This is a genomic window from Kurthia sp. 11kri321 (assembly GCF_001534765.1).
Lineage (GTDB): Bacteria > Bacillota > Bacilli > Bacillales_A > Planococcaceae > Kurthia > Kurthia gibsonii.
Genome location: NZ_CP013217.1, coordinates 1,710,540 through 1,732,687 on the forward strand (window position 1 = coordinate 1,710,540; position 22,148 = coordinate 1,732,687).

At 35.9% G+C, this 22,148-nt stretch carries 22 protein-coding genes, 2 CRISPR repeat arrays and 1 riboswitch; of the genes, 5 read left to right on the forward strand and 17 right to left on the reverse strand.

Features of this window, described 5'->3' with window-relative positions:
- Nucleotides 1-192 precede the first annotated feature (192 nt).
- A riboswitch (cobalamin riboswitch) is annotated at nt 193-379 on the forward strand.
- Between the two features lie 191 nt (nt 380-570).
- The 5 genes from ASO14_RS08815 to ASO14_RS08835 are packed head-to-tail and all read left to right on the forward strand — an operon-like array spanning nt 571 to nt 3,614.
- Nucleotides 571-1,251 carry an energy-coupling factor ABC transporter permease gene (locus tag ASO14_RS08815; RefSeq protein WP_082701568.1) on the forward strand — a complete coding sequence of 227 codons (681 nt, stop codon included), beginning with the start codon at nt 571-573 and terminating at the stop codon, nt 1,249-1,251.
- Complete coding sequence (locus tag ASO14_RS08820) at nt 1,251-1,544, forward strand: energy-coupling factor ABC transporter substrate-binding protein (RefSeq protein ID WP_068453946.1); 294 nt, start codon at nt 1,251-1,253, stop codon at nt 1,542-1,544. The genes ASO14_RS08815 and ASO14_RS08820 overlap by 1 nt, the downstream gene beginning before the upstream one ends.
- On the forward strand, nt 1,531-2,310 hold the full coding sequence (gene cbiQ, locus ASO14_RS08825; protein WP_068453948.1) for a cobalt ECF transporter T component CbiQ: 780 nt from the start codon (nt 1,531-1,533) through the stop codon (nt 2,308-2,310). Before ASO14_RS08820 ends, cbiQ begins: the two co-directional genes overlap by 14 nt.
- Complete coding sequence (locus ASO14_RS08830) at nt 2,307-3,131, forward strand: energy-coupling factor ABC transporter ATP-binding protein (RefSeq protein ID WP_068453950.1); 825 nt, start codon at nt 2,307-2,309, stop codon at nt 3,129-3,131. The genes cbiQ and ASO14_RS08830 overlap by 4 nt, the downstream gene beginning before the upstream one ends.
- 12 nt (nt 3,132-3,143) lie before the next feature.
- Nucleotides 3,144-3,614, forward strand: a complete 471-nt coding sequence (locus tag ASO14_RS08835) for a hypothetical protein (RefSeq protein WP_068453955.1) — start codon at nt 3,144-3,146, stop codon at nt 3,612-3,614.
- Nucleotides 3,615-3,746: 132 nt separating this feature from the next.
- Nucleotides 3,747-4,365: a CRISPR direct-repeat array (repeat unit 29 nt; unit sequence CTTTAAATCCCTCTATGTTCAGATAAAAT).
- A 100-nt stretch (nt 4,366-4,465) separates the two neighbouring features.
- Nucleotides 4,466-5,672: a CRISPR direct-repeat array (repeat unit 29 nt; unit sequence CTTTAAATCCCTCTATGTTCAGATAAAAT).
- 152 nt (nt 5,673-5,824) lie between these two features.
- On the opposite strand, the gene cas2 is transcribed toward ASO14_RS08835, so the two are convergent.
- The 17 genes from cas2 to ASO14_RS08920 all read right to left on the reverse strand — a co-directional run bounded on the left by cas2 (nt 5,825) and on the right by ASO14_RS08920 (nt 22,146).
- A complete protein-coding gene (cas2, locus tag ASO14_RS08840; RefSeq protein WP_068453957.1) occupies nt 5,825-6,088 on the reverse strand; it encodes a CRISPR-associated endonuclease Cas2 in 264 nt (87 codons plus the stop codon).
- A gap of 1 nt (nt 6,089) precedes the next feature.
- Nucleotides 6,090-7,073 carry a type I-B CRISPR-associated endonuclease Cas1b gene (gene cas1b / locus ASO14_RS08845; RefSeq protein ID WP_068453959.1) on the reverse strand — a complete coding sequence of 328 codons (984 nt, stop codon included), beginning with the start codon at nt 7,071-7,073 and terminating at the stop codon, nt 6,090-6,092.
- A gap of 4 nt (nt 7,074-7,077) precedes the next feature.
- Entirely contained in the window at nt 7,078-7,578 is a 501-nt protein-coding gene (cas4, locus tag ASO14_RS08850; protein ID WP_068453961.1) for a CRISPR-associated protein Cas4, read from the reverse strand.
- Between the two features lie 12 nt (nt 7,579-7,590).
- Nucleotides 7,591-9,900, reverse strand: a complete 2,310-nt coding sequence (locus ASO14_RS08855) for a CRISPR-associated helicase/endonuclease Cas3 (RefSeq protein ID WP_068453963.1) — start codon at nt 9,898-9,900, stop codon at nt 7,591-7,593.
- A 2-nt stretch (nt 9,901-9,902) separates the two neighbouring features.
- Nucleotides 9,903-10,562 (reverse strand): type I-B CRISPR-associated protein Cas5b, encoded by a 660-nt coding sequence (cas5b, locus tag ASO14_RS08860; protein ID WP_231726944.1) that lies wholly within the window; start codon nt 10,560-10,562, stop codon nt 9,903-9,905.
- A gap of 25 nt (nt 10,563-10,587) precedes the next feature.
- Nucleotides 10,588-11,514, reverse strand: coding sequence for a type I-B CRISPR-associated protein Cas7/Cst2/DevR (gene cas7i, locus ASO14_RS08865; RefSeq protein WP_068453966.1), 927 nt, complete (start codon nt 11,512-11,514; stop codon nt 10,588-10,590).
- Nucleotides 11,498-13,282, reverse strand: coding sequence for a hypothetical protein (locus ASO14_RS08870; RefSeq protein WP_068453967.1), 1,785 nt, complete (start codon nt 13,280-13,282; stop codon nt 11,498-11,500). Before ASO14_RS08870 ends, cas7i begins: the two co-directional genes overlap by 17 nt.
- 12 nt (nt 13,283-13,294) lie before the next feature.
- The gene (cas6, locus tag ASO14_RS08875; protein WP_068453969.1) at nt 13,295-13,999 is read right to left on the reverse strand and encodes a CRISPR-associated endoribonuclease Cas6; all 705 of its coding nucleotides are present in this window, start codon (nt 13,997-13,999) and stop codon (nt 13,295-13,297) included.
- Between the two features lie 359 nt (nt 14,000-14,358).
- Entirely contained in the window at nt 14,359-14,652 is a 294-nt protein-coding gene (locus ASO14_RS08880) for a hypothetical protein (RefSeq protein WP_068453971.1), read from the reverse strand.
- An 86-nt stretch (nt 14,653-14,738) separates the two neighbouring features.
- Entirely contained in the window at nt 14,739-15,215 is a 477-nt protein-coding gene (locus ASO14_RS08885; RefSeq protein WP_068453973.1) for a hypothetical protein, read from the reverse strand.
- A 14-nt stretch (nt 15,216-15,229) separates the two neighbouring features.
- On the reverse strand, nt 15,230-15,706 hold the full coding sequence (locus tag ASO14_RS08890) for a hypothetical protein (protein WP_068453975.1): 477 nt from the start codon (nt 15,704-15,706) through the stop codon (nt 15,230-15,232).
- An 11-nt stretch (nt 15,707-15,717) separates the two neighbouring features.
- The gene (locus tag ASO14_RS08895) at nt 15,718-16,194 is read right to left on the reverse strand and encodes a hypothetical protein (protein WP_068453977.1); all 477 of its coding nucleotides are present in this window, start codon (nt 16,192-16,194) and stop codon (nt 15,718-15,720) included.
- Nucleotides 16,195-16,205: 11 nt separating this feature from the next.
- Nucleotides 16,206-16,682, reverse strand: coding sequence for a hypothetical protein (locus ASO14_RS08900; RefSeq protein ID WP_068453978.1), 477 nt, complete (start codon nt 16,680-16,682; stop codon nt 16,206-16,208).
- A gap of 13 nt (nt 16,683-16,695) precedes the next feature.
- Nucleotides 16,696-17,172 (reverse strand): hypothetical protein, encoded by a 477-nt coding sequence (locus tag ASO14_RS08905; protein WP_068453980.1) that lies wholly within the window; start codon nt 17,170-17,172, stop codon nt 16,696-16,698.
- A gap of 10 nt (nt 17,173-17,182) precedes the next feature.
- A complete protein-coding gene (locus tag ASO14_RS08910; RefSeq protein ID WP_068453981.1) occupies nt 17,183-17,659 on the reverse strand; it encodes a hypothetical protein in 477 nt (158 codons plus the stop codon).
- 403 nt (nt 17,660-18,062) lie between these two features.
- On the reverse strand, nt 18,063-19,319 hold the full coding sequence (odhB, locus tag ASO14_RS08915; RefSeq protein ID WP_068453986.1) for a 2-oxoglutarate dehydrogenase complex dihydrolipoyllysine-residue succinyltransferase: 1,257 nt from the start codon (nt 19,317-19,319) through the stop codon (nt 18,063-18,065).
- Nucleotides 19,320-19,350: 31 nt separating this feature from the next.
- On the reverse strand, nt 19,351-22,146 hold the full coding sequence (locus ASO14_RS08920) for a 2-oxoglutarate dehydrogenase E1 component (RefSeq protein WP_068453988.1): 2,796 nt from the start codon (nt 22,144-22,146) through the stop codon (nt 19,351-19,353).
- Nucleotides 22,147-22,148 lie beyond the last annotated feature (2 nt).

Here is a 22,148-nt window from a genome sequence, read left to right on the forward strand (position 1 = left end):
ATAATTTGTCTAACTTTCAAGACACTTTTCTGAAAATTCATTTTGATAGAATATTATTAAAGTTTATTTACCTTGAAAAAACACTGAAATCTCTGCATTTATCCAGTATTCTTACATAAAAAATTTTTGTTAAAAAAAATACGTATTGTCAAAATTTAGCGTTTTATGATAAGCTTTTTTAGAAATATCAAATAATTTTAACGATTCGATGGTGTAAGTTTTTGATGAACTTACTTAAAAGGGAAATCGGTGTAAATCCGATGCTGTCCCGCAACTGTGAAGCGGAGTGTATGAACGATATGCCACTGTTCAATGAACGGGAAGGTGTTGATACATGATGAGGCGAAGCCAGGAGACCTGCCACCGAAGATTGATTTCACCCTACGAGGATAGGCGTATGAAAGACAGCTTTTTTTGCTATGTCTTTTTTAACCTATTCTATATTGTAGAATAGGTTTTTTTGTGCACATTCTCAAAGAAAAAGGAGGACGTTTGAACGTGTTGAAGAAATTATTAAAGCTAGTTTATTTTTTACCCATTCTCTTAATCGTGCCAAATCGTGCGAATGCGATGCACATTATGGAAGGCTTTTTACCGATTGAGTGGGCGATTTTCTGGTGGGCCATCTCCCTACCATTTATCATTATGGGGATTCGTTCGATTCGAAAAACTGTAAAAGAACATCCTGAAACGAAGATGATGCTTGGATTATCTGGGGCTTTCGCTTTCGTATTATCCGCATTAAAAATTCCATCGGTTACAGGTAGTTGTTCACATCCAACAGGTGTCGGCTTAGGTACTGTATTATTCGGACCACTGGCGATGAGTGTTGTCGGTTCAATCGTCTTACTATTCCAAGCATTACTACTTGCACATGGCGGTCTTACAACACTTGGCGCAAATGCCTTCTCAATGGCAGTTGCTGGTCCAATTATCGCATGGTATGTATTCAAAGGCGCTCAAAAAGCAGGTTGGTCATTCTCCGTTGCTGTCTTTTTAGCCGCAATGCTTGGTGATCTCGGTACATATACAATTACATCATTCCAATTAGCACTTGCCTTCCCATCAGAAGCGGGCGGCATGCTTGCTTCATTCGCAAAATTCGCAAGTATTTTCTCATTCACACAAATTCCACTTGCGATTAGTGAAGGTTTATTAACGGTCATTGTTATGAACTTCTTACGAAAATACAATGTGGCAGAGTTACGTATGTTAAATATTTTTACGAAGAAAAAGGAGGCAGCTAAATAATGAAAAAGAACCTATTCTTCCTTTTCATCGTCATCGCCCTTGCCATCTTCCCTTTATTTATTCAAAAGGGTGCTGAATTTGGCGGTGCGGATGGTGAAGCAGAGGCAGCCATTACCGAAATCGACAAAAGCTATGAACCATGGTTCTCGAGCATTTGGGAACCACCAAGTGGCGAAATCGAAAGTTTATTATTTGCACTACAAGCGGCAATTGGTGCAGGTTTTATCGGCTACTTCTTCGGTTTAATGCGTGGTCGTACGAAAAAAGAAAAGGTTTCGCATGATTCCAATTGATCAATATGCTTATACGAATCGTTTAAGCAACGTACATCCTTTAGAGAAGATGGTATTGGCACTGAGTTTTTTGCTATTCGCTGTCATCACAAAGGATGTACTTATTTCACTCATTACGTTTTTCGTAATGAGTACTTTTATTTTATTTGCCGCTAAAATACCATTATCACTCTATTGTAAATTACTTCTTTTGCCTGGTTTCTTTTTGCTGACAAGTATTTTTTCGATTCTTATTTCATTTACAACGTCTACACTTCCTCCTCACTATTGGAGTATGTCATTTGGAAGTGTACAGCTTTTTATCGGAAAAGCGAGTGTCGATACAGCGTTTCACCTTTTTTTCTCGGTGCTCGCAAGTATTAGTTGTCTTTATTTTATTGCACTGACAACGCCGATTAGTGCTATCACATATGCGATGCGTCAATTGAAAATACCAATTATTTTTATCGAATTATGTGAACTTACTTACCGATTTATTTTTGTCTTTTTACAAAGTATGCAGGCGATTTATGAAGCCCAGCAATCCCGTCTTGGTTATCAAAAAAAGCGCCGCTGGTTCCAATCTGTCGGTTATTTAGTGACGGCCATGTTTAAAGATGTCTTTCGACGTTCAAAACAACTTCATGAGGCGATGGCTTCTCGTTGCTACAACGAAGATATTTCAAGCCATTATGTAACGTACCAAACCGAACGCAGAAACTGGCTTGGTATTGGCGTTAGTTTATGCCTACTCGGCGCAGTTTATCTAGGAGGTTTTTATTTATGATTACATTTGACCATGTATCGTACCAATATCCTGACGGTACAATCGCATTATACGACCTATCATTCACGTTACCGCAAGGAAAAAAAATTGCACTGCTTGGCAATAATGGTGCGGGAAAATCGACACTATTTAAACATCTGAATGGCTTATTTCAACCAACGACAGGTACGATTTTCATGGAAGATACGCCGTATCAATACAACCGAAAAGGACTTCAAGCATTACGTGGACAAGTCGGGATTGTCTTCCAAGATCCAGACGCACAGCTCTTCTCTGGAACGGTTGAACAAGACATCGCATTTGGCCCAACCAACCTCGGCTGGTCTTCTGACAAAATACATGCACAGGTTGAACACGTAATTACGCAACTTGAACTCGAATCATTACGAAAAAAGCCCATTCACTTTTTAAGTTTGGGACAGAAAAAACGCGTGGCGATTGCAGGTGTTCTCGCAATGGAACCACATATTTTAATTTTAGATGAACCATCTGCTGGACTCGACCGCTACTATGCCAATCAAATTATGAAACATTTGAATGACTTTCATACGGAAGAACGGACGATTATTTTATCGACGCACGACGTAGACTTCGCATATGAATGGGCTGACCTCGTACTCGTTATGCAAGACGGACAGATGACGTATATGGGTGACCCTGTTGCCCTCTTTGAAGAACAGGCGATTTTACAAGCAGCACACTTAGAACGCCCGCTACTCTTTGAAGTAGCGAAAGAACTAGGCATTCAGAACCTCGCCGACTACCCACGTAGTCGTGTACAATTATGGAAGAAGATGAAACGACAAACTACGCTCGTGTAGGAGGTACAGAGAATGCAGATCCAAACATATGTCTATGATGAAGAAAATCAACCACAACTGCTTCATCAAACGCATAATGTTCGTTTGCAAGGTGGCTTTTCAAATGCTGAAGGCTTTCTCACCATTCAAACAGCTACCAAACACCTCTCAACCGAACATGCACCCGATGAATTACATACGCTCTGGCAATCTACCGTAGATGGTTTTGCTGAATGTATAGAACGCGGCACAGCAGAAAGGTATTTTCCAAATACACCGGTTATGATCAAGATGGAACAACAACATGCACGTATGATTCGCTGCACGATCGACGAACAAACAGTGGAAGCAGAAATGAATGTATGGATGGAGGCGTTATATGAAGCAGGTATCGCTTGGTGCGACTGGCTAAATACACACACGCACAGCGCCATCGCAAGCAATCTCCATACACAACTCGAACAACTCAAAAAAGCACTACATGACGAAATGCAGTGGAGGTGAAAAACTTCATATAAGTATGTAATAAACAAGCAGGTAAATCGTATTGATTTACCTGCTTATTTTGGTGAAGCGGAAAGAATTACGTTAGCATGAGTGAATGATATATTTCAATCCGCTTACTCATAAAGAGTGTTTTAAATCCCTCTATGTTCAGATAAAATGGTGATGTAGTGAAAGTAATCGGTCTTACAAAATCGAACTTTAAATCCCTCTATGTTCAGATAAAATAAAGTGGGTGCTGTTGTCGTATTTGGTTTATATAACTTTAAATCCCTCTATGTTCAGATAAAATCTCGAAGTATCAGACTATGACGATGATGACGACGCTTTAAATTCCTCTATGTTCAGATAAAATGAATTCATTCACCGTCACGTGTAATGCGGGATGAGGTCTTTAAATCCCTCTATGTTCAGATAAAATGAATTCATTCACCGTCACGTGTAATGCGGGATGAGGTCTTTAAATCCCTCTATGTTCAGATAAAATGTTTAGTGAAAACGCTACTTTTCCATCTGGCAAAATAGCCTTTAAATCCCTCTATGTTCAGATAAAATACAGAAGAAAATGGTTATTATCATGATGACTATTTCTTTAAATCCCTCTATGTTCAGATAAAATCGAACGCTTTCCTTATTAGTATAAAGAACGTAACAACTTTAAATCCCTCTATGTTCAGATAAAATGATTTCCTAAAAGAATTACAACACGTATTACAAACACCTTTAAATCCCTCTATGTTCAGATAAAATAATAGAAGTTTTCTTAGGTTTTAGGGGTAGAAACTTCTTTAAATCCCGTAAAGTGCGAGTAAGTCAAGAATACTCACGATATCTTTTAGGGGTAGAAACTTCTTTAAATCCCTCTATGTTCAGATAAAATATTTTCAGTTCGAGTTCTTCTTTGATTTCATCAAAAGCCTTTAAATCCCTCTATGTTCAGATAAAATGTTTTTTGAGTTAACAAGTGGTGATGATTCTTAGATCTTTAAATCCCTCTATGTTCAGATAAAATTAAGTAAAGAAACACCTGGTGTAGAAGATGTATTAGACTTTAAATCCCTCTATGTTCAGATAAAATTGGAATGGTATGCGTGTAAAAATAATCGAAGATCACTTTAAATCCCTCTATGTTCAGATAAAATTTAAAACGACTGCTCCGTTCAAGCGATGGTTTATCCTTTAAATCCCTCTATGTTCAGATAAAATGAACAGGAATCGAACGTCTTGACTTCGGATAATACACTTTAAATCCCTCTATGTTCAGATAAAATTTTGATGGGATACGTACCTTTTGACCATGTAGACTACTTTAAATCTCTCTATGTTCAGATAAAATTGATTTGCTTACCATCTGGTATTTCTAACTCTAAAAACTTTAAATCTCTCTATGTTCAGATAAAATGGCGCGTGTACCTGAATCGTGGGTGGCGCAAAATCACTTTAAATCTCTCTATGTTCAGATAAAATAATTCTTAACAAGTTGACGTTGGCAGATCGTATTAACTTTAAATCTCTCTATGTTCAGATAAAATCATTTGGGTAATACAGTGTACCGTTATGCTTAACACTTTAAATCTCTCTATGTTCAGATAAAATCAAAACAAAATAAAACCATAAAAAAGCTAATGCAACCATCTTTAAATCTCTCTATGTTCAGATAAAATATAATATGTTCTTGCGGTCGTTCTTCGCCAAATGTATCTTTAAATCTCTCTATGTTCAGATAAAATCACTTGAACCAATCGACGGATGGTTTTCCGTTGAAGCCCTTTAAATCTCTCTATGTTCAGATAAAATCTCGCACGTAACGCGCTTTGTTTCTTTGTTGAATACACTTTAAATCTCTCTATGTTCAGATAAAATCCATTTTCAGTTTCACTTGGTGGTTTATCGGTTGGTTTCTTTAAATCTCTCTATGTTCAGATAAAATACGGTGTTTTCCATCATGATGTAATGCACGATGACCTTTAAATCTCTCTATGTTCAGATAAAATTTAGTAGCACGTATTTACATTTTATTATTATTTGGCTTTAAATCTCTCTATGTTCAGATAAAATCCCGACCCAAAACATGATAATACCAATGTTTTTAAGAGCGGTTTTGCAGTGAACCTCTAGTCGTGTAAAGTAACATTCTTAAAACAATATCACAAACACTAATATATCAACACTTCATTCGCATTTGCTAATATTATACCAGAATGCACCAATTAAAAAAATAAATCCATATCTCCTTTTTCATATCCAAATAATTCTTTTTTTATATGTCTTGGATTTTCTACCACATAATAATATAAGCTATCTTGTGCAGGGTCAATAATAGACTCGATTGCTTGTTTACACTTTAAAAATTGTGTTTTTGTAATTTCTCCTTCAAATACAGAATTTTGTGTCCATGTAAGATGTTCCTTTAATTTTTTGCAAACTTTCCCTACTCTTTTTACATTTACATCGTATGTGATAATGACAAACATTTCACCACCACGCTTTCAACGGTTTATAACTTGTATCACCAATGACATGCTTAATTAATTTGTAACACTCTAAACGAATAAAGTAGCGATAGGTTACTTTTCTTTTCAATTGACGATGCTGAATTGAATCTTTTAATTTTTTATCGAATGCTTGAATGAAGATTTTACGTCCTTGTTCAGATAAGTAGACAAAACCTTCTTCAAAATCAAAATGTTCTAATTGAATCTGTTTCGTATTCACAAGAGAAACGATTAAAGGATCTACAAAAAGAGGTTTGAAAATTTCGGCTAAATCCAAACATAATGAAAAGCGTTTTTGGGAAGGTTCATGTAAATAACTAATCGTTGGATTCAGTTGCGTTTTATAAATCTCACTTAGAATAGTCGTATACATCATTGTATTACCAAAAGATATGAGCGCATTAAAAGCATCTTTAGGTGGACGTTTTGTGCGTTCCATAAAGGAAAACTCTTTTGGAATTAGTTCATCTAATGCTCGGTAATAGTTTTGTCTCATCATACCTTCTAATCCCATTAATTGCGCTACACTTTTCGCATTTCCAATTCCTTCACGTAATTTTTGAATTTCTTTTACATATAAAGAATCTTGATTGTGCTTTTTTCGATTAAAGCGAATCATATGAAATACTGCCGATTCTATAAAAGCCTTTGCTAGATATAGTCTTTTTTCTGGTTGTAAATAATGCGCGCTTTGATTTACTGTTACTAAACCAGATACCTTTTTTTCGCGTGGCAAGAAACTACCTGAATAAAAGCCATAATAGTTATAGATATGAATAGCTACATCTTTTTGTCCTACATAATTTAAAAAAGATGTATTCAAATTCACTTCTCCAAATAAGTGTAAGTTTTCAATTTGTTCAATTGGTAATGCTCTTTTTTGTTCATCTTCTGAAATTAAATAAATTGTATTATCTTTTCTTTTAACTGTTCCATTTGCAAACATATAAATATCACGTTGCATAGAATCACTCCTCTTCTAATGCATAGCAAAAGTCATAATACGCACAACTTTTACAATATGGTTTCTTTTTTAATTTAGGGGCAAAGGGTTCTTCCAAAATGGTATGAATTTCAGCTAAAATACGCTTAATTTCTTTTTCCTTTTCTTCTGTTAATTCTACGTCGATTACTTTCTTTTCTTTTGTATAAGCAATCCTTCCTTTTTTATCTATTCCTCTCAATTTCAATAAATATAAATAATACAATAATTGTAGTTCATCTGCTTTTTGCATTTTACTCGATAATTTAGTTTCTTGAATATACTCTTGATCTACTACATCTACTACTGCATGATTTGAAATGTTATATTCTTTCTTTTTTCTTTTATACGAATTTTCATGTAACACAGTTCCTTCTATTACCTTTTCATGTTCCGTTTCAAATCCAATTTGTTTACTATATAACCATAACTTCCGCTTACAAACCGCAAAATACTGTACATGTAAACCCCCTACTGTCTGATCCATTTACTCACCTCTTTAAAAAAAGTAGTCCACTGTCTCATCTAACACTAGGTCTAATCCCTGTTCTTTTGAATAAGATACGTCTGTTGAAAAATAAATATGTTCAAAATCTCGATAGGCAAATTTATTTAATTGAAAATTTTCGTTTTTCTTTTGATTTTCTAAACGATACGGATTTACTGTAATCAAGTATCGTTCCATATCAATTTGAATTTTTTTCATTTGGTTATATTGCTTCAATGTTTTCGCTTCATTATATTGTTCAATATATGCAATCACTTTTTCATAATTTTTTTGCCCTGCGACGAACGGAACTGTTGTAATATCTCTCAAAATTTTTTGAGCTTCTTCTTTTTTTAATTCAAATGGACGTAACCCTTCTAAATCCTCAAAAGTCTGTTCGAATATTTGTAAATATTTTGTATCTTCTAACTGTTCTTGACTAAATACATCTTTTACAATTTGAATTTTTTGTTGCTCATCTACTAATGGTGAGGGCAACTGAGTCAATTCTTGTAGACTATTTTCAACAATCTTTTTCTCATAAATATAGTCAATCCCGCTCACTTCTTCTAAATTAGCCGCAATAAAAATATTCGCCTCATTTGGAACGCCCCCATTGTAACGCTTTCCTGCACGATTACAACGTCCGAAGCGTTGGAACAATGCATCTGCTGTCGCAGCTTCTGTAAATAAATAATCAAAATCTACATCTAAAGAAGCCTCTACAATTTGCGTACAAATCCATACACCTGCTTCTTCATTTGATAACTGCGCAAATTTATAAATTTCTTTTTCTTTTGCTGTACGATGTAATGGTGTAAATTGTGAATGCAGTAGATTCGTTTGAATTTGTTGATTCTTTTTGCATTCTTTATAAAGTGCTAAAGCTTGTTTTACCGTATTTACGACAACCAATACTTTGGATTTCCTACCTTTTTCTTGTATATCATCTAAAAAATCATGTATGGATTGATTTCTCACTTCGACATAATGTCTTCTTGGTACTTCAGGATTTGAATCTCGGTCATCTCTCAACAAAATCGTTTCTTGAACGGTGTTTTTGCCTAATAACTCTAGCTCTTGCATTTTATCTAAAAAAATCGCTGGCATTGTAGCTGTCATAATCATCCATTTACCACCTAGTTCATCAATCATTTTTAATCCTTTTAGTAAAATTGCGACAATTTTCGGATCATATGCTTGAATTTCATCAATTACTACTTTTGAATACGCAAGCGTAGCGAGTTCAATTTCAAATGATTGATACAATAGTGGAAATTTGAATAACTGATCAACCGTAGAGAAGGTTAATTTTTCTGCTAGTCTCTCGGTATGTTGTGTATGCAAAACTAATTGTTCATACGACGTTTGTTCATGGTCCATCTCACTCTGAATTAAATAATCTAGTGCTGTGGAATGTAATAAACCTACATGCGGATAATTCATACCTTCTTTATTTGTTACACGCAAGTATAATGCATTTAAACTAACTCGCAGCGGTAATGTAATAAAGCCTTTTTGTGCATCAATCCAGATGAGCGCTGCTTCCGTCTTACCACTCCCTGTCTGTGCAATTAAAATAATATTTTTATCTTTATGCTGACTTACAAAAAGTTGAAGTGGACGTAATTGATTGTATTTTTCCACAATAAAAGCTTCCGTTTGTTTACCAACATTCGTGTGTGTTGCGCGCTCAATATAATGTGTAATATCTTCGCCTGGCAACTTAGCAGAGGCAGCACGGTCTGTTTTTTGTAACAGTCCTTTCAGTAAAATATAGTTGGTGTGTAGTTGTTTCTTTTGTAATTGTTGATAGATGAGTGAACGATTAATTAAGTGTTTCAAAAAACCACTGTTTGGTGGACCAATTTCTTGTTGAAAATCTTGTTGAATCTCTTGTAAATAAGGTGCTAATTGTTCTTCATAAATTGACTTTAATTCATCTAGGTGAGGAACTTGACTTCGTTCATGATGATAACCAATTGCTAACGTTAAAATGATTAAATCATTTTTCGGATATCCTTTTTTACTAAGTGACTTTAATGGCAACATCATCGTAGAAATATAATTATGTGGGTAGTTACGCAGTTGGTTTTGTTGATTGATTGGTAGTTGTAAAGCTTGTTGAATGCGTTGTTGAAATCCTGTACTGTATTTACCAATATCATGATAAAGAGCTGCTATTTCAAGCAGCTCCCATTGGTTAGGACAAAATGTAAGATCAGATTCCACAGCTTTTTTCAAAACACGAACAGCCTCTACCACATCATCTGTATGCTCTTTAATCGTCAAGGGAGTTGGTTTTGATTTTGCATAATACATTGTTATCCCTCCATTAAAAAAATCGGTAATCCTTCTTCATCAAAACAATCATGTAGAGATATATCTGTTTCTTTAGGTATTAGCATCGCTTCGATGTAATCCCATTGTCTACGTCCTCGTACAATCGTGTATTTTCGTGGTAAATGATAGAACGGGCTATTTTCTCCCATTTCATACTCTTCACGCAAAGTAGCTGGAATATATTGTGTATATTTTGTTACGTCATTTCCTTCTTCTTGTACTTCTATCAATTCAACTTGGTCTACTCTTACTAAGTCTTCCCATCTACCTAAACTAACGGTTGTCGAAAGGTTTTGAAACTTGTTATAGAGTTCTTCTAAAATAGTTGGTTCTGCCTGTACATGAATGACATGCGTGACATTAAATAATAAGTGTTGATACATAGGCATCGTTGTAACAAGGTTCGAATCTGTTTCAACTTGTTCTTTTAGTCCATCTGTAATCAATTGTGCCGGTACATCTGACTTCTTATACATATATTTCTTTTGATAATCAACGAACATACTTTCAAACTCACCTTGAATAGAGAGTTGCAGTGGAATATACTCTTTCGCATTTAAAATAGCATGTAACATGCCCTTGACCGTTGAAAACGGTGCAAGGGGATATGTTTCGCCTACTTTAAAAGCAAAAGGCTTCAAGTAGCATGCGGTTTCCTGAAATAGTTTAATCTTGAGTAGTTGCATGTGCTACACCATAGTAATGTGCGACTTCTTTTGAAAGTTGTTGGAAGAATTGTTCCACTGTATGCACTTGACCTGCAAACTGCTCCACTACGTCTGCTTCATTTGAAAATGTACCTTGTGTCAGTCCAATCTGTGTACATTCACCGATTGACTGTCCAGCAAATGTTAATGCCATTGTATCTTTTAGCGGCGCAAGTTCTAACGCCTTTACATTCATTTTGATATTGCCTAAAAAGAAAGGATTCGCTACTGGATAAAGACCACCAATAATAAATTTTGGTGTTAGGTTTTCTTGACGACCTCGAATATTACGAGAAAGTAATTTAATAATATCGAGTAGTTGTACTACACGCTCATATTTTTCATCATTTGATAACTCTAACGAATCGTTTTGATCAATACCGATATGGCTTAAATCAATTGTAATCGTGTAGGTATAGTAGCTTAAATGATTTTCGATGTTTGCTAAGTTTGCTGTATCGTCAATACGTTCAGCTAAACCCATGTTTGTAAGAAATTCAAAATTTCCCGTATAGGGTTCTAACGCAATTGCGTGACTTAAGCGAGCAACTGCCGCACGCTTACGTGATTTTTCACCTGTTTTTTCACCCGTTTTTTTACTTGTTTTCAAATAACCGAATAAATCCATTTCAACTGAATCGGCAATCGTTACATCATCTTTAAATTGCACTGTTCCCTTTGTTTTGGATACGGTATCTAAATTCCATCCAAACCATTCATTTCCCAAACGAACAATGTCATAACGAATCGATTGGCGCGATGCAAATGGATACGTATTCCCGTCTACACGACTTATTTTTTTCATTTCCGATACATTTCCAAAACCTTCACCATAATTTAGCGGACTCGCTTCTACTATAACCGATAGACTAATTGTTTTCCCCATCTTTTTTCTCCTCCTCTTTTGTTTGGACAGCCATTAATCCTGCGACAAATGCCAGTGACATTGTTGCAAATTTCGCATCGTTCACCACTTCTCGATCAAGACATTGTGCAAATTCCTTGCTGATTTTTCGTCCTGCTAATATACTCAGTCGAATAACCAATTCAAAAAATAATGTACGATTACCCGATTTAGCCGCATTTAAAATACGATAAATAGATGCATCTAACTTCTTACTATTCAATGCTTTGTATTCATTTTGCCCGCTATTACTTACATCATTACTCGTTAATGCTAACCTTAACGCACGACCTGTACCATGCATGCGATCTGTTAGAGACTTTTGTTGTTCCACTGTACTTCCTCCCATCATGAGTTCACGTATACGTAAACATTGGTACACACTCCATGTGTTACGCCTCGTATCTTTTTTTAATTGCTCATATAGCTCTTGTTGAATCAACATTTTTGTATCATAGTTTCGTAAATGTTGTTGTACAATTGCCTCTCGAAATTCCATCGGATAAACTTGCGAAATATAATTTTCATTGAGAACATATTTATAAAAACGCTCTTCAATCCATCGATATTCTAATAATGTCTTTTTCGCTTTACTCTCTGTAAACCATTCAATTAATACGGTTACTTCTCTTCTCGCTTTTTCAATCTGCTGTTGCTTCTCATGTGTTCCTCGTAAAGCCTCTATGAGCGAATTTTCATTATGCATGATTTTTGAAAAAGCACGATTACGTTTTAGACTTTCTTTACAATCTCCCTCTACGTGTAAAAACGCAAATACCATTTCCTCCGAATTTGCTGTTTTTTTACGATAACGTGTACAACCAAGTGGCGATAAAAAGAGTAATAAACGTGCAAGTGGACTAATTACTTGAATATAGTCTTTATGTCCAAACCAACGATCATTTAGACTTGTGGAAGCCAGTGGCATAAAGATTTTTTCTTCGAATGGAAGTGTCCCCCAATGATTAGGTAATGCTGCACATTTAGGATATTGTTCAAACCATTCAAAATCGATTGTTGTAGCTTTCTTATGTGCTTTTCGCCATTCTTTTGCGATTATATATTCACTTTTTCGTAAAAAAGTAAGTAAGGATTCTTCATCTTGCTGTTCAATCCACATGCGTAGACGTAACTCAATTAATACTGGCTCAACAAAATCTGTATAAAAAATTTGTTGTTGTTCTTGTCGTGTCGCTTTATTTTTCGAAACGTTTAAAAACGAAACTTGACCAGAAGCAGGTGCTAAAATAACAGCTTTCACATAATTTAACGTGATTTTTTCATCTACTTCTTTCTTTTCTAATAAAATTCGAATTTCACTTATTAAGTGTTCTAATAATTCAAAATTTTTATCTTTTAAAGCTTCTAAACTCTCTTTTTCTAATCGTTCCGCTTCTATGGCTTCTTCTTCTTCTTCAAAATATTTTTTCACTTTTGCTAAACTATCTTTTAAAGTATTTTTAAATCGATCAATAGATATTTTAAAAGCAGTCTGTTGTTTTTTATCTTTTTCATCCACGTTTTTCCGCGCATAGTTTATTGTTTTTTGTAGCCACTCCAATGTATTCTGCGCGCGTGAATAATTTTCAATCAAATAATCAAAAAGACGTTGTGGTAATTGTTCAATCCACTCTATAGGTACATCTAAACGATTCGCATTCACTTTAATTTCCTTTTGTGAATCTAGCTGGAGCATAGCAACTGCCCCAGCATTATAAATCCATTCATGAATATACAAATGTTCATACATGTTCATCCCTCCTTACTTTATAAATTCCAAAGTCCCCCAACCACTAGACGTTCGTAAACCAATTCCATCGTAATAAAGATTTTGTAAGTCTTCTGGATGTCCATTTAAAACAATTCTTCCTTTTTGCCCTGTATAATATAATGTTTTTCCATTGGCATGACGATTTGTTTCTTTTACGACTACTTTTTTCAAACGATATTTCACAATTTTTAACGGTTTTTTTAAGGTTCTACCATATAAGTACTGAAACTTAGCATTCATAATATGATTTAACTCTGTTTCAAAATTTTCATCATCAATTAAAACAGGTTTTCCATGTACATCTTCTACTAACATTGCATTTAAAATTGCAAACTCTGCTTGCTGTTCACGAATAACTACTTCTTTTACGAGTCGAACATGTTCGATTTCAATTGATACATTTTGATGCTCAAACTTTTTAATCGTTGATACACTATTAATGAAGGCTAACGCAATCATCGGATCAGAGGAAGAAAATATAAAGGTTGCACCTTCCATTTCATAATAGGTCTGTGAAGCTTTAAAGTTTCGCATATAGATACTGTACGTTAAAGGCTTCGGCTTTTTGACATTATCGTATAAGCGATTATACATTTCTTCATCACTTTGGCGAATCATCTCTTTTACAAAAGCCAGACAAATCATCCGATATTGAATGGGTAATTTTTTGACTTTAAGTTGTAAAGCAACTCTCATTTTTAGCACCTCGTTTCTTTTATTATTAATTCCTGAAAATAGTATATATTACCTGTAAAATTATAACAAGTATTTCAGAATCTTTTTTTACTCAGCTAAATAAGTTATACTGTAGATAAATCTGAATTTGTAGGATTTAAAGCGTTTATTTTAATAAACACTATTTTTATCTGAACTTGTGGTTAATATACCAAAAGAGGTGTGCAAAAATTTGCACACCTCTTAATTTTTTTAATAAAAAAACAACGAAGTCTCCTCCATTGTCTGCATCTGTTTCAAAATCCCTCTAAACTAAAAAGGCAAGCGAAGTCGCCTCGTGATGAATGAAGCCCCGCCTTCCTAGAATAATAGGTTATTGATTATTTTGTTAAAGGTTCTTTAAATGTAAAATCGTACTTGCGATTAATCTTTGCCGAGATATTGCCTAAAAATTCTTGAACAGGCATTTTTTCAACTTTTTGCGTGTACCATGCTAACTTTGAGCCATAGCTCTTCTTATTATAAATCACTTGTAGCGGCCAAAAGTTTCCTGTTGCTTGTGTATAATCAAATTTGATATATAACTGCTGCCCTTCTGGACATTCCATAATGACTTGGTAAACGGGTTTTTTTGTTGCGGGTTCGAATTTCACTTTTCTAATTTTAGTAAGCATTTAATCCCCTCCACTTCTATTGTACTACAGAAACGTATAAATATAAAAGGAAATGAATTTTTTTAAGATTTAATGCTTATCGCCCTCTAAATCACACCGTTCACATGATTTTTTAAAATATTGATTTGATCTCGTTTTATACAGTAATCTTCATTTTTAAAAGCATAGCTGTCCTGCTTCAAGATTGCCTTATGGTATCTCTCATATTCCTTCACAAAGGCTTCCACAAAATCGTCAAAGCGACATTTCATGATTTCAATCGTCTCTCCGTTATATCCTTCATAGCGGGTAATCGTTAAAATCTTTTGGAAATAAGTAAACGTATATTCATATGTGCTTTCAAACATTTCAATCATAAATGCTTGTTGGTTCTGTTCATACATATTAATCAAGCCCTCCGCAAGATCTAATAAAATGGATGAATGAAACGTCGATGTACAAAACTCTTTTTCTACACCATTTTGAGAAATCAATATATTAATCCGACAATTGAAATACGTGTCCAAACAAAATGGTTTACCCATCATATCCTCATACAATTCGATTTCGAATTTCATTCGCATCTCTTTCTTCCCCCCTAAATCACACCGTTCACATGATTTTTCAATATATTAATCTGGTCACGCATCATACAGTAATGCTCATTTTCAAAGGCATGGCCATCCTGCTTCAAGATTGCCTTATGGTATCTCTCATATTCCTTCACAAAGGCTTCCACAAAATCTTCAAAACGACATTTCATGATCTTAATCGTCTCTCCGTTATATCCTTCGTAACGAGTAATCGTTACAAGCTTTTGAAAATAGGTAAACGTATATTCAAGCGTACTTTCATACATTTCAACTGTAAATCCCGATTTTTCACCGTCATATATTTCGATTAAACCTTTTGCGATTCCGACTAAGATTGCAGCATGAAAAGTCGATGTGCAAAACTCTTTCTCTACACCATTTTGCAAAACAAACACATTCATACGATATTCAAAATACGTCGATACTCGAAAAGGCAATTGCGCTAGCTCTTCATCTGGTTCAATTTCGAATCTCATTCGCATGAATCTCCCTCCTAAATCACACCGTTCACATGGTTTTTCAAAATATTAATCTGGTCACGCATCATACAGTAATGCTCATTTTCAAAGGCATGGCGATCCTGCTTCAAAATCGCCTTATGGTATCTCTCATATTCCGTCACAAAAGTTGCCACAAAATCGTCAAAGCGACACTTCATCATCTCAACTGTTTCTCCGTTATATCCCTCATAACGAGTAATCGTCAAAAGCTTTTGGAAATAGGTAAACGTATATTCAAGCGTACTTTCATACATTTCAACTGTAAATCCCGATTTTTCACCGTCATATATTTCGATTAAACCTTTTGCGATTCCGACTAAGATTGCAGCATGAAAAGTCGATGTGCAAAACTCTTTCTCTACACCATTTTGCAAAACAAACACATTCATACGATATTCAAAATACGTCGATACTCGAAAAGGCAATTGCGCTAGCTCTTCATCTGGTTCAATTTCGAATCTCATTCGCATGAATCTCCCTCCTAAATCACACCGTTCACATGGTTTTTCAAAATATTAATCTGGTCACGCATCATACAGTAATGCTCATTTTCAAAGGCATGGCGATCCTGCTTCAAAATCGCCTTATGGTATCTCTCATATTCCGTCACAAAAGTTGCCACAAAATCGTCAAAGCGACACTTCATCATCTCAACTGTTTCTCCGTTATATCCCTCATAACGAGTAATCGTCAAAAGCTTTTGGAAATAGGTAAACGTATATTCAAGCGTACTTTCATACATTTCAACTGTAAATTTCGATTTTTCATCGGCATATATTTCGATTAAACCTTTTGCGATTCCGACTAAGATTGCAGCATGAAAAGTCGATGTGCAAAACTCTTTCTCTACACCATTTTGATAAATCAATATATTCATTCGACAATTAAAATACGTATCCAAACAAAATGGTTTACCCATCATATCCTCATATAATTCGATTTCAAATTTCATTCGCATGAATCTCCCCCCCCTAAATCACACCATTCACATGGTTTTTCAAAATATTAATCTGGTCACGCATCATACAATAATACTCATTTTCAAAGGCTTGGCGATTCTGCTTCAAAATTGCTTTATGGTATCTCTCATATTCCGTCACAAAAGCTGCCACAAAATCATCAAAGCGACACTTCATCATCTCAATCGTCTCTCCGTTATATCCTTCGTATCGAGTAATCGTCAAAAGCTTTTGGAAATAAGTAAACGTATATTCATATGTACTTTCAAACATTTCAATCACAAATGGTTGTTGATTCTGCTCGTACATGTTAATCAAACCCTCTGCGAGATCTAATAAAATAGACGAATGAAAAGTCGATGTGCAAAACTCTTTCTCTACACCATTTTGCAAAACAAACACATTCATACGATATTCAAAATACGTCGATACTCGAAAAGGCAATTGCGCTAGCTCTTCATCTGGTTCAATTTCAAATCTCATTCGCATGAATCTCCCCCTAAATCACACCGTTCACATGATTTTTCAAAATATTAATCTGGTCACGCATCATACAATAATGCTCATTTTCAAAGGCTTGGCGATCCTGCTTCAAAATCGCCTTATGGTATCTCTCATATTCCTTCACAAAGGCTTCCACAAAGTCGTCAAAGCGACACTTCATCATCTCAATCGTCTCTCCGTTATATCCTTCGTATCGAGTAATCGTCAAAAGCTTTTGGAAATAAGTAAACGTATATTCATATGTACTTTCAAACATTTCAATCACAAATGGTTGTTGATTCTGCTCGTACATGTTAATCAAACCCTCTGCGAGATCTAATAAAATAGACGAATGAAATGTCGATGTGCAAAACTCTTCCATACGATTATTTTTTTCTATGTACATATTGATTCGGTCCAAAAAATAACTACTTACTTCAAATGGTTCATCTAACATATCTTCATAAGGTTCAATTTCAAATTTCATTCGCATACACTTCACTCTTTTCCATATAGCATACTTAACAAATGATACGTTTACATAAAATTCGTTATCATTTAATTATCTATTATATAGTATTTTTTACTATATTAAACAATTAATTATCAAATTGTAAGCGAACTAAGAAAATCAGTTCTTTTTTACTGTTCAATAATATAAAAAAACAGACTCATCATTCTTAGAATATGAATCAAGTATCTCAATTAGACTAGATTGAAAAAACAAGTTCCTCTTTTATAACATACTAATTATATAAATTTTATTTATAGCTCTTGTGGTCAAAAATGTGATCAAATTAGAAAAACAACACAAAAAAAGCCCCCGATTTCTCGGAGGCTTTCTCTTTTTCTCTATTTCAAGAAGTCTACTAAAGCCTTGCTACGCAAGGGTTTTCTTAACCTTCTAATAATAAATCTTCTGGGTTTTCGATTAAATCTTTAACCATTTTTAAGAAACCAACAGACTCTTTACCGTTGATGATACGGTGATCGTAAGATAATGCTACGTACATCATTGGGCGTAATTCGATTTCGTCGCCTACAGCGATTGGGCGTTTTACGATGTTGTGCATACCAAGGATTGCTGCTTGGTCACCATTGATGATTGGTGTAGACATTAATGAACCGAAGATACCACCGTTTGTGATTGTGAATGAACCACCTTCAAGGTCAGATAATGCTAATTTTTTGTTACGTGCTTTTACTGCTAACTCAGCAATGTCTGCTTCGATTTCAGCAAAGTTTTTGCGATCTGTGTCACGTACGTTTGGTACTACAAGACCGTCTGGAGTTGATACCGCTACACCTACATCATAGAACTTGTTGTAGTGGATTTCGTCACCAACGATTTTAGCGTTAACAGCTGGGTACTTTTTAAGTGCTGCTGTTACAGCTTTTGTGAAGAATGACATGAAGCCAAGTTTTGTACCGTCATGGTTTTCCATGAAAGCATCTTTCTTGCGGCTACGAAGTGCCATAACTGCTGTCATGTCGATTTCGTTGAATGTTGTAAGCATCGCAGTGTTTTGTGATACTTCTAATAATTTACGAGCAGCTGTTTGTTGACGACGAGTCATTTTCACTGCTTCTACGCGAGAATCATCTACAGCTTTAGGAGCTGGAGCTGCTGGTGTAGCTTGTGCTGCAGGAGCCGCTGGAGCTGTACCATGTGCAGCTACGTCTTGTACGCGTACGCGACCTTGTGGATCTACTGGTGATACAGCAGCAAGATCGATTCCTTTTTCACGTGCTAATTTACGAGCAGCTGGTGAAGCGATAATGCGTTCGTTTGAAGATGTTTCTTCTACTACTGGTGCAGCTGGTGCTGGAGCAGCTTTAGGAGCTTCTTCTTTTGGTGTTTCTGGTTTCGCTTCTTCTTTTGGTGCTTCTTCTTTTGGTGCTGGAGCAGCGCCTGTTGCATTTGCGTCAACGCGTGCGATAACAGCGCCTACTTCTACAACATCGCCTTCTTGTGCAAGGATCTCAGTTAAAACACCTGCTTCTTCTGAGATGATTTCAGCGTTTACTTTATCTGTTTCAAGTTCAACGATGAATTCGCCTTTTTCTACAGAGTCGCCCACTTGTTTTACCCAGCGTACGATCTCACCTTCTGTAATAGATTCTGCTAATTCTGGTACGATAATGTCAGCCATTTTAAATTTCCTCCTTCAATATGATGAACGATTATTTAGATACTGCTTCTTCAATCACTTTTGTTTGTGCTACTTTGAATGAATCTGGATCTCCCTCAGCTGGTGAAGAATGTTCCCCACGACCTACATAGCGAATTTCGTGATCGCCTTCTAACTCGCGTAAGTAAGGATCAGCGAATGACCAAGAACCCATGTTTTTCGGTTCTTCTTGTGCCCATGCAAGTGTTTTTACATTTGGATATTTTTCAATGATTGCTTGAATTTTTTCAGATGGGAATGGGTATAACTGTTCAACACGTACTAAGTGTAAGTGCTCATATCCTTTTCCTTCTCCTACTTTTTCTGCAATATCAATTGCCATTTTACCAGATGCAAAGACAAGTTTCTCTACTTTTTTCGCATCTTTACCTGTTACAGGATGCTCAATGACAGTTTCGAATTTACCATTCGCTAGTTCATCTACATCAGCTGCTACGATTTGGTTACGTAGTAGTGATTTTGGTGATACTAATACAAGTGGACGAATTGCTTCTGTATTTAACATTGCTGCTTGGCGACGTAATAAGTGGAAGTAGTTCGCTGCGCTTGAAAGGTTTGCGACTGTCCAGTTATTCTCTGCTGCTAATTGTAAGAAACGTTCTAAACGAGCAGATGTATGCTCAGAACCTTGTCCTTCAGCTGCGTGTGGTAATAACATCACTAAACCTGATTTAACGCCCCATTTCGAACGTGAAGCTGAAATGAAGTTATCGAAAATAACTTGCGCCATGTTTGCGAAGTCACCATATTGTGCTTCCCAAATTGCTAAAGCGTTTGGATTTTGAATGTTATAACCAAATTCGTATGAAAGAATTGACCCTTCTGATAATGGGCTATTAATTGCATCGAATGAAGCTTTTGCACCTGAGATGTGGTGTAACATTGTTAACTCGTTACCATTTTTCTCATCGTGTAATACTAAGTGACGGTGTGCGAACGTACCACGTTGTACGTCTTGACCTGAAATACGTACTGGGTGACCGTCTTGGATGATTGTACCGAATGCAAGTGTTTCTGCATGGCCCCAATCAATTTTACCTTTGCCTTCAAATGGATCTTGGCGACGGTTTAAGATTTTACCTAATTTTTTGAATACGTTGAAGTCTTCAGGGAATTGAAGTAATTCAGCATTCATTTTTGTTAAGCGCTCTTTTTCAACGGATGTATCAACTTCTGGGAATCCATCAAGTACAACTTGTGGTACTGAGTGATCAGGTTCTGCACCTTGTCCAGCTGATTTTACAACGTCTAATTCTGCTTGTAATGTTGCTTTAATATCTGCTTGTAGTTGTTGTACATCTGAATCTGTTACAACACCTTCAGATACTAATTGTTTACCGTATAACGCACGCACTGTATCGTGGTTATGAACAATGTTGTACATTTCTGGGTTTGTAATCATTGGTTCATCCATTTCATTATGACCATAACGGCGGTAACCGATTAAGTCAACAACGATGTCTTTACCAAATTTCGCGCGGTATTCAACTGCGAAACGTGCAACTTGAATTACAGCTTCAGGTGCATCAGCGTTTACGTGTAATACTGGGATTTCGTAACCTTTTGCAGAGTCTGAAGAGTAAACAGTTGAACGAGAATCATAGCGTTCCGTTGTGAAACCAATCATGTTGTTAGCGATGATGTGTACAGAACCGCCTGTTGTGAATCCTTTTGTTCCTGCATAGTTGAAGCCTTCTGTTACAACGCCTTGACCAGCGAATGCTGCGTCACCATGCACTAAGATTGATACTGATTTAGAAGTGTCTTGTACAGGTAAACCTGGTTTTGATGTATCTTCTTGAACAGCGCGTGTTGCACCGTTTACAACAGGTGATACAACTTCTAAGTGTGATGGGTTGTAAGCTAATGATACGCGACTACCATTGTCTGCTTTATATGTTGCACCTAAGTGATATTTCGCATCGCCAGACCAGCCTTTTGTTACAACAAGTGAACCGTCTTCTGGTACGAATAAATCGCTTGGTACGTGTGCAAAGTCTGCCAACATCATTTTGTATGGTTTGTGAACGTTATGTGTTAACACATTTAGACGACCACGGTGTGCCATACCGATTTGAACATCGTTTGTACCTTTTGTTTCAAAACGTTTGATTAATTCATCAATTAATACAACTAAAGAGTCAACACCCTCGATTGAGAAGCGTTTTACGCCGACAAAAGTTTTGTGCATGAATTGTTCAAAGCCTTCAACATTGTTTAACATGTTTAATACAGCTTTTTTCTCATCCGCAGTTAATGCGCCATTTAGTGAACCGCTTTCAATCTTAGATTGGATCCACTCTTTTTCTTCTTGTCCAACAACTTGGTTGTATTCAAATGCAATTTTACCTGTGTAAATTTCTTTTAAGTAGTTGATTGCATCTAAACCGTTGCGTACACCTGCAGGTACTTCTTTGATAAGTGCAGAAGCTGGAACTTCGATTAGATCTTGATCTGTAAGACCGTAAGTTGCTGCTTCAATACGCTTCGTATCTCTTGCTTGATTGTGAAGTGGGTAAATGTCTGCTGCTAAGTGACCAAAGTTACGAATTGCATCAGCGTATTTAACCGCTGTAAGAATTGTTGTAATATTACCTGATGAAGCAACTGCTGCTACTTCTGAGCCGCCTTGTGCTGCTGGAGCAACTGGCGCACCGTATTGTTCAAATAATGCTACTAATTCTGCATCTACTTCCTCTGGTGATGTTAAGTATAGGTCATACATATCCATCACATAGCCAAGGTTAGGTCCTGAAAAAGCAGCCCATGGTGAAACGTTGTTTGACATGA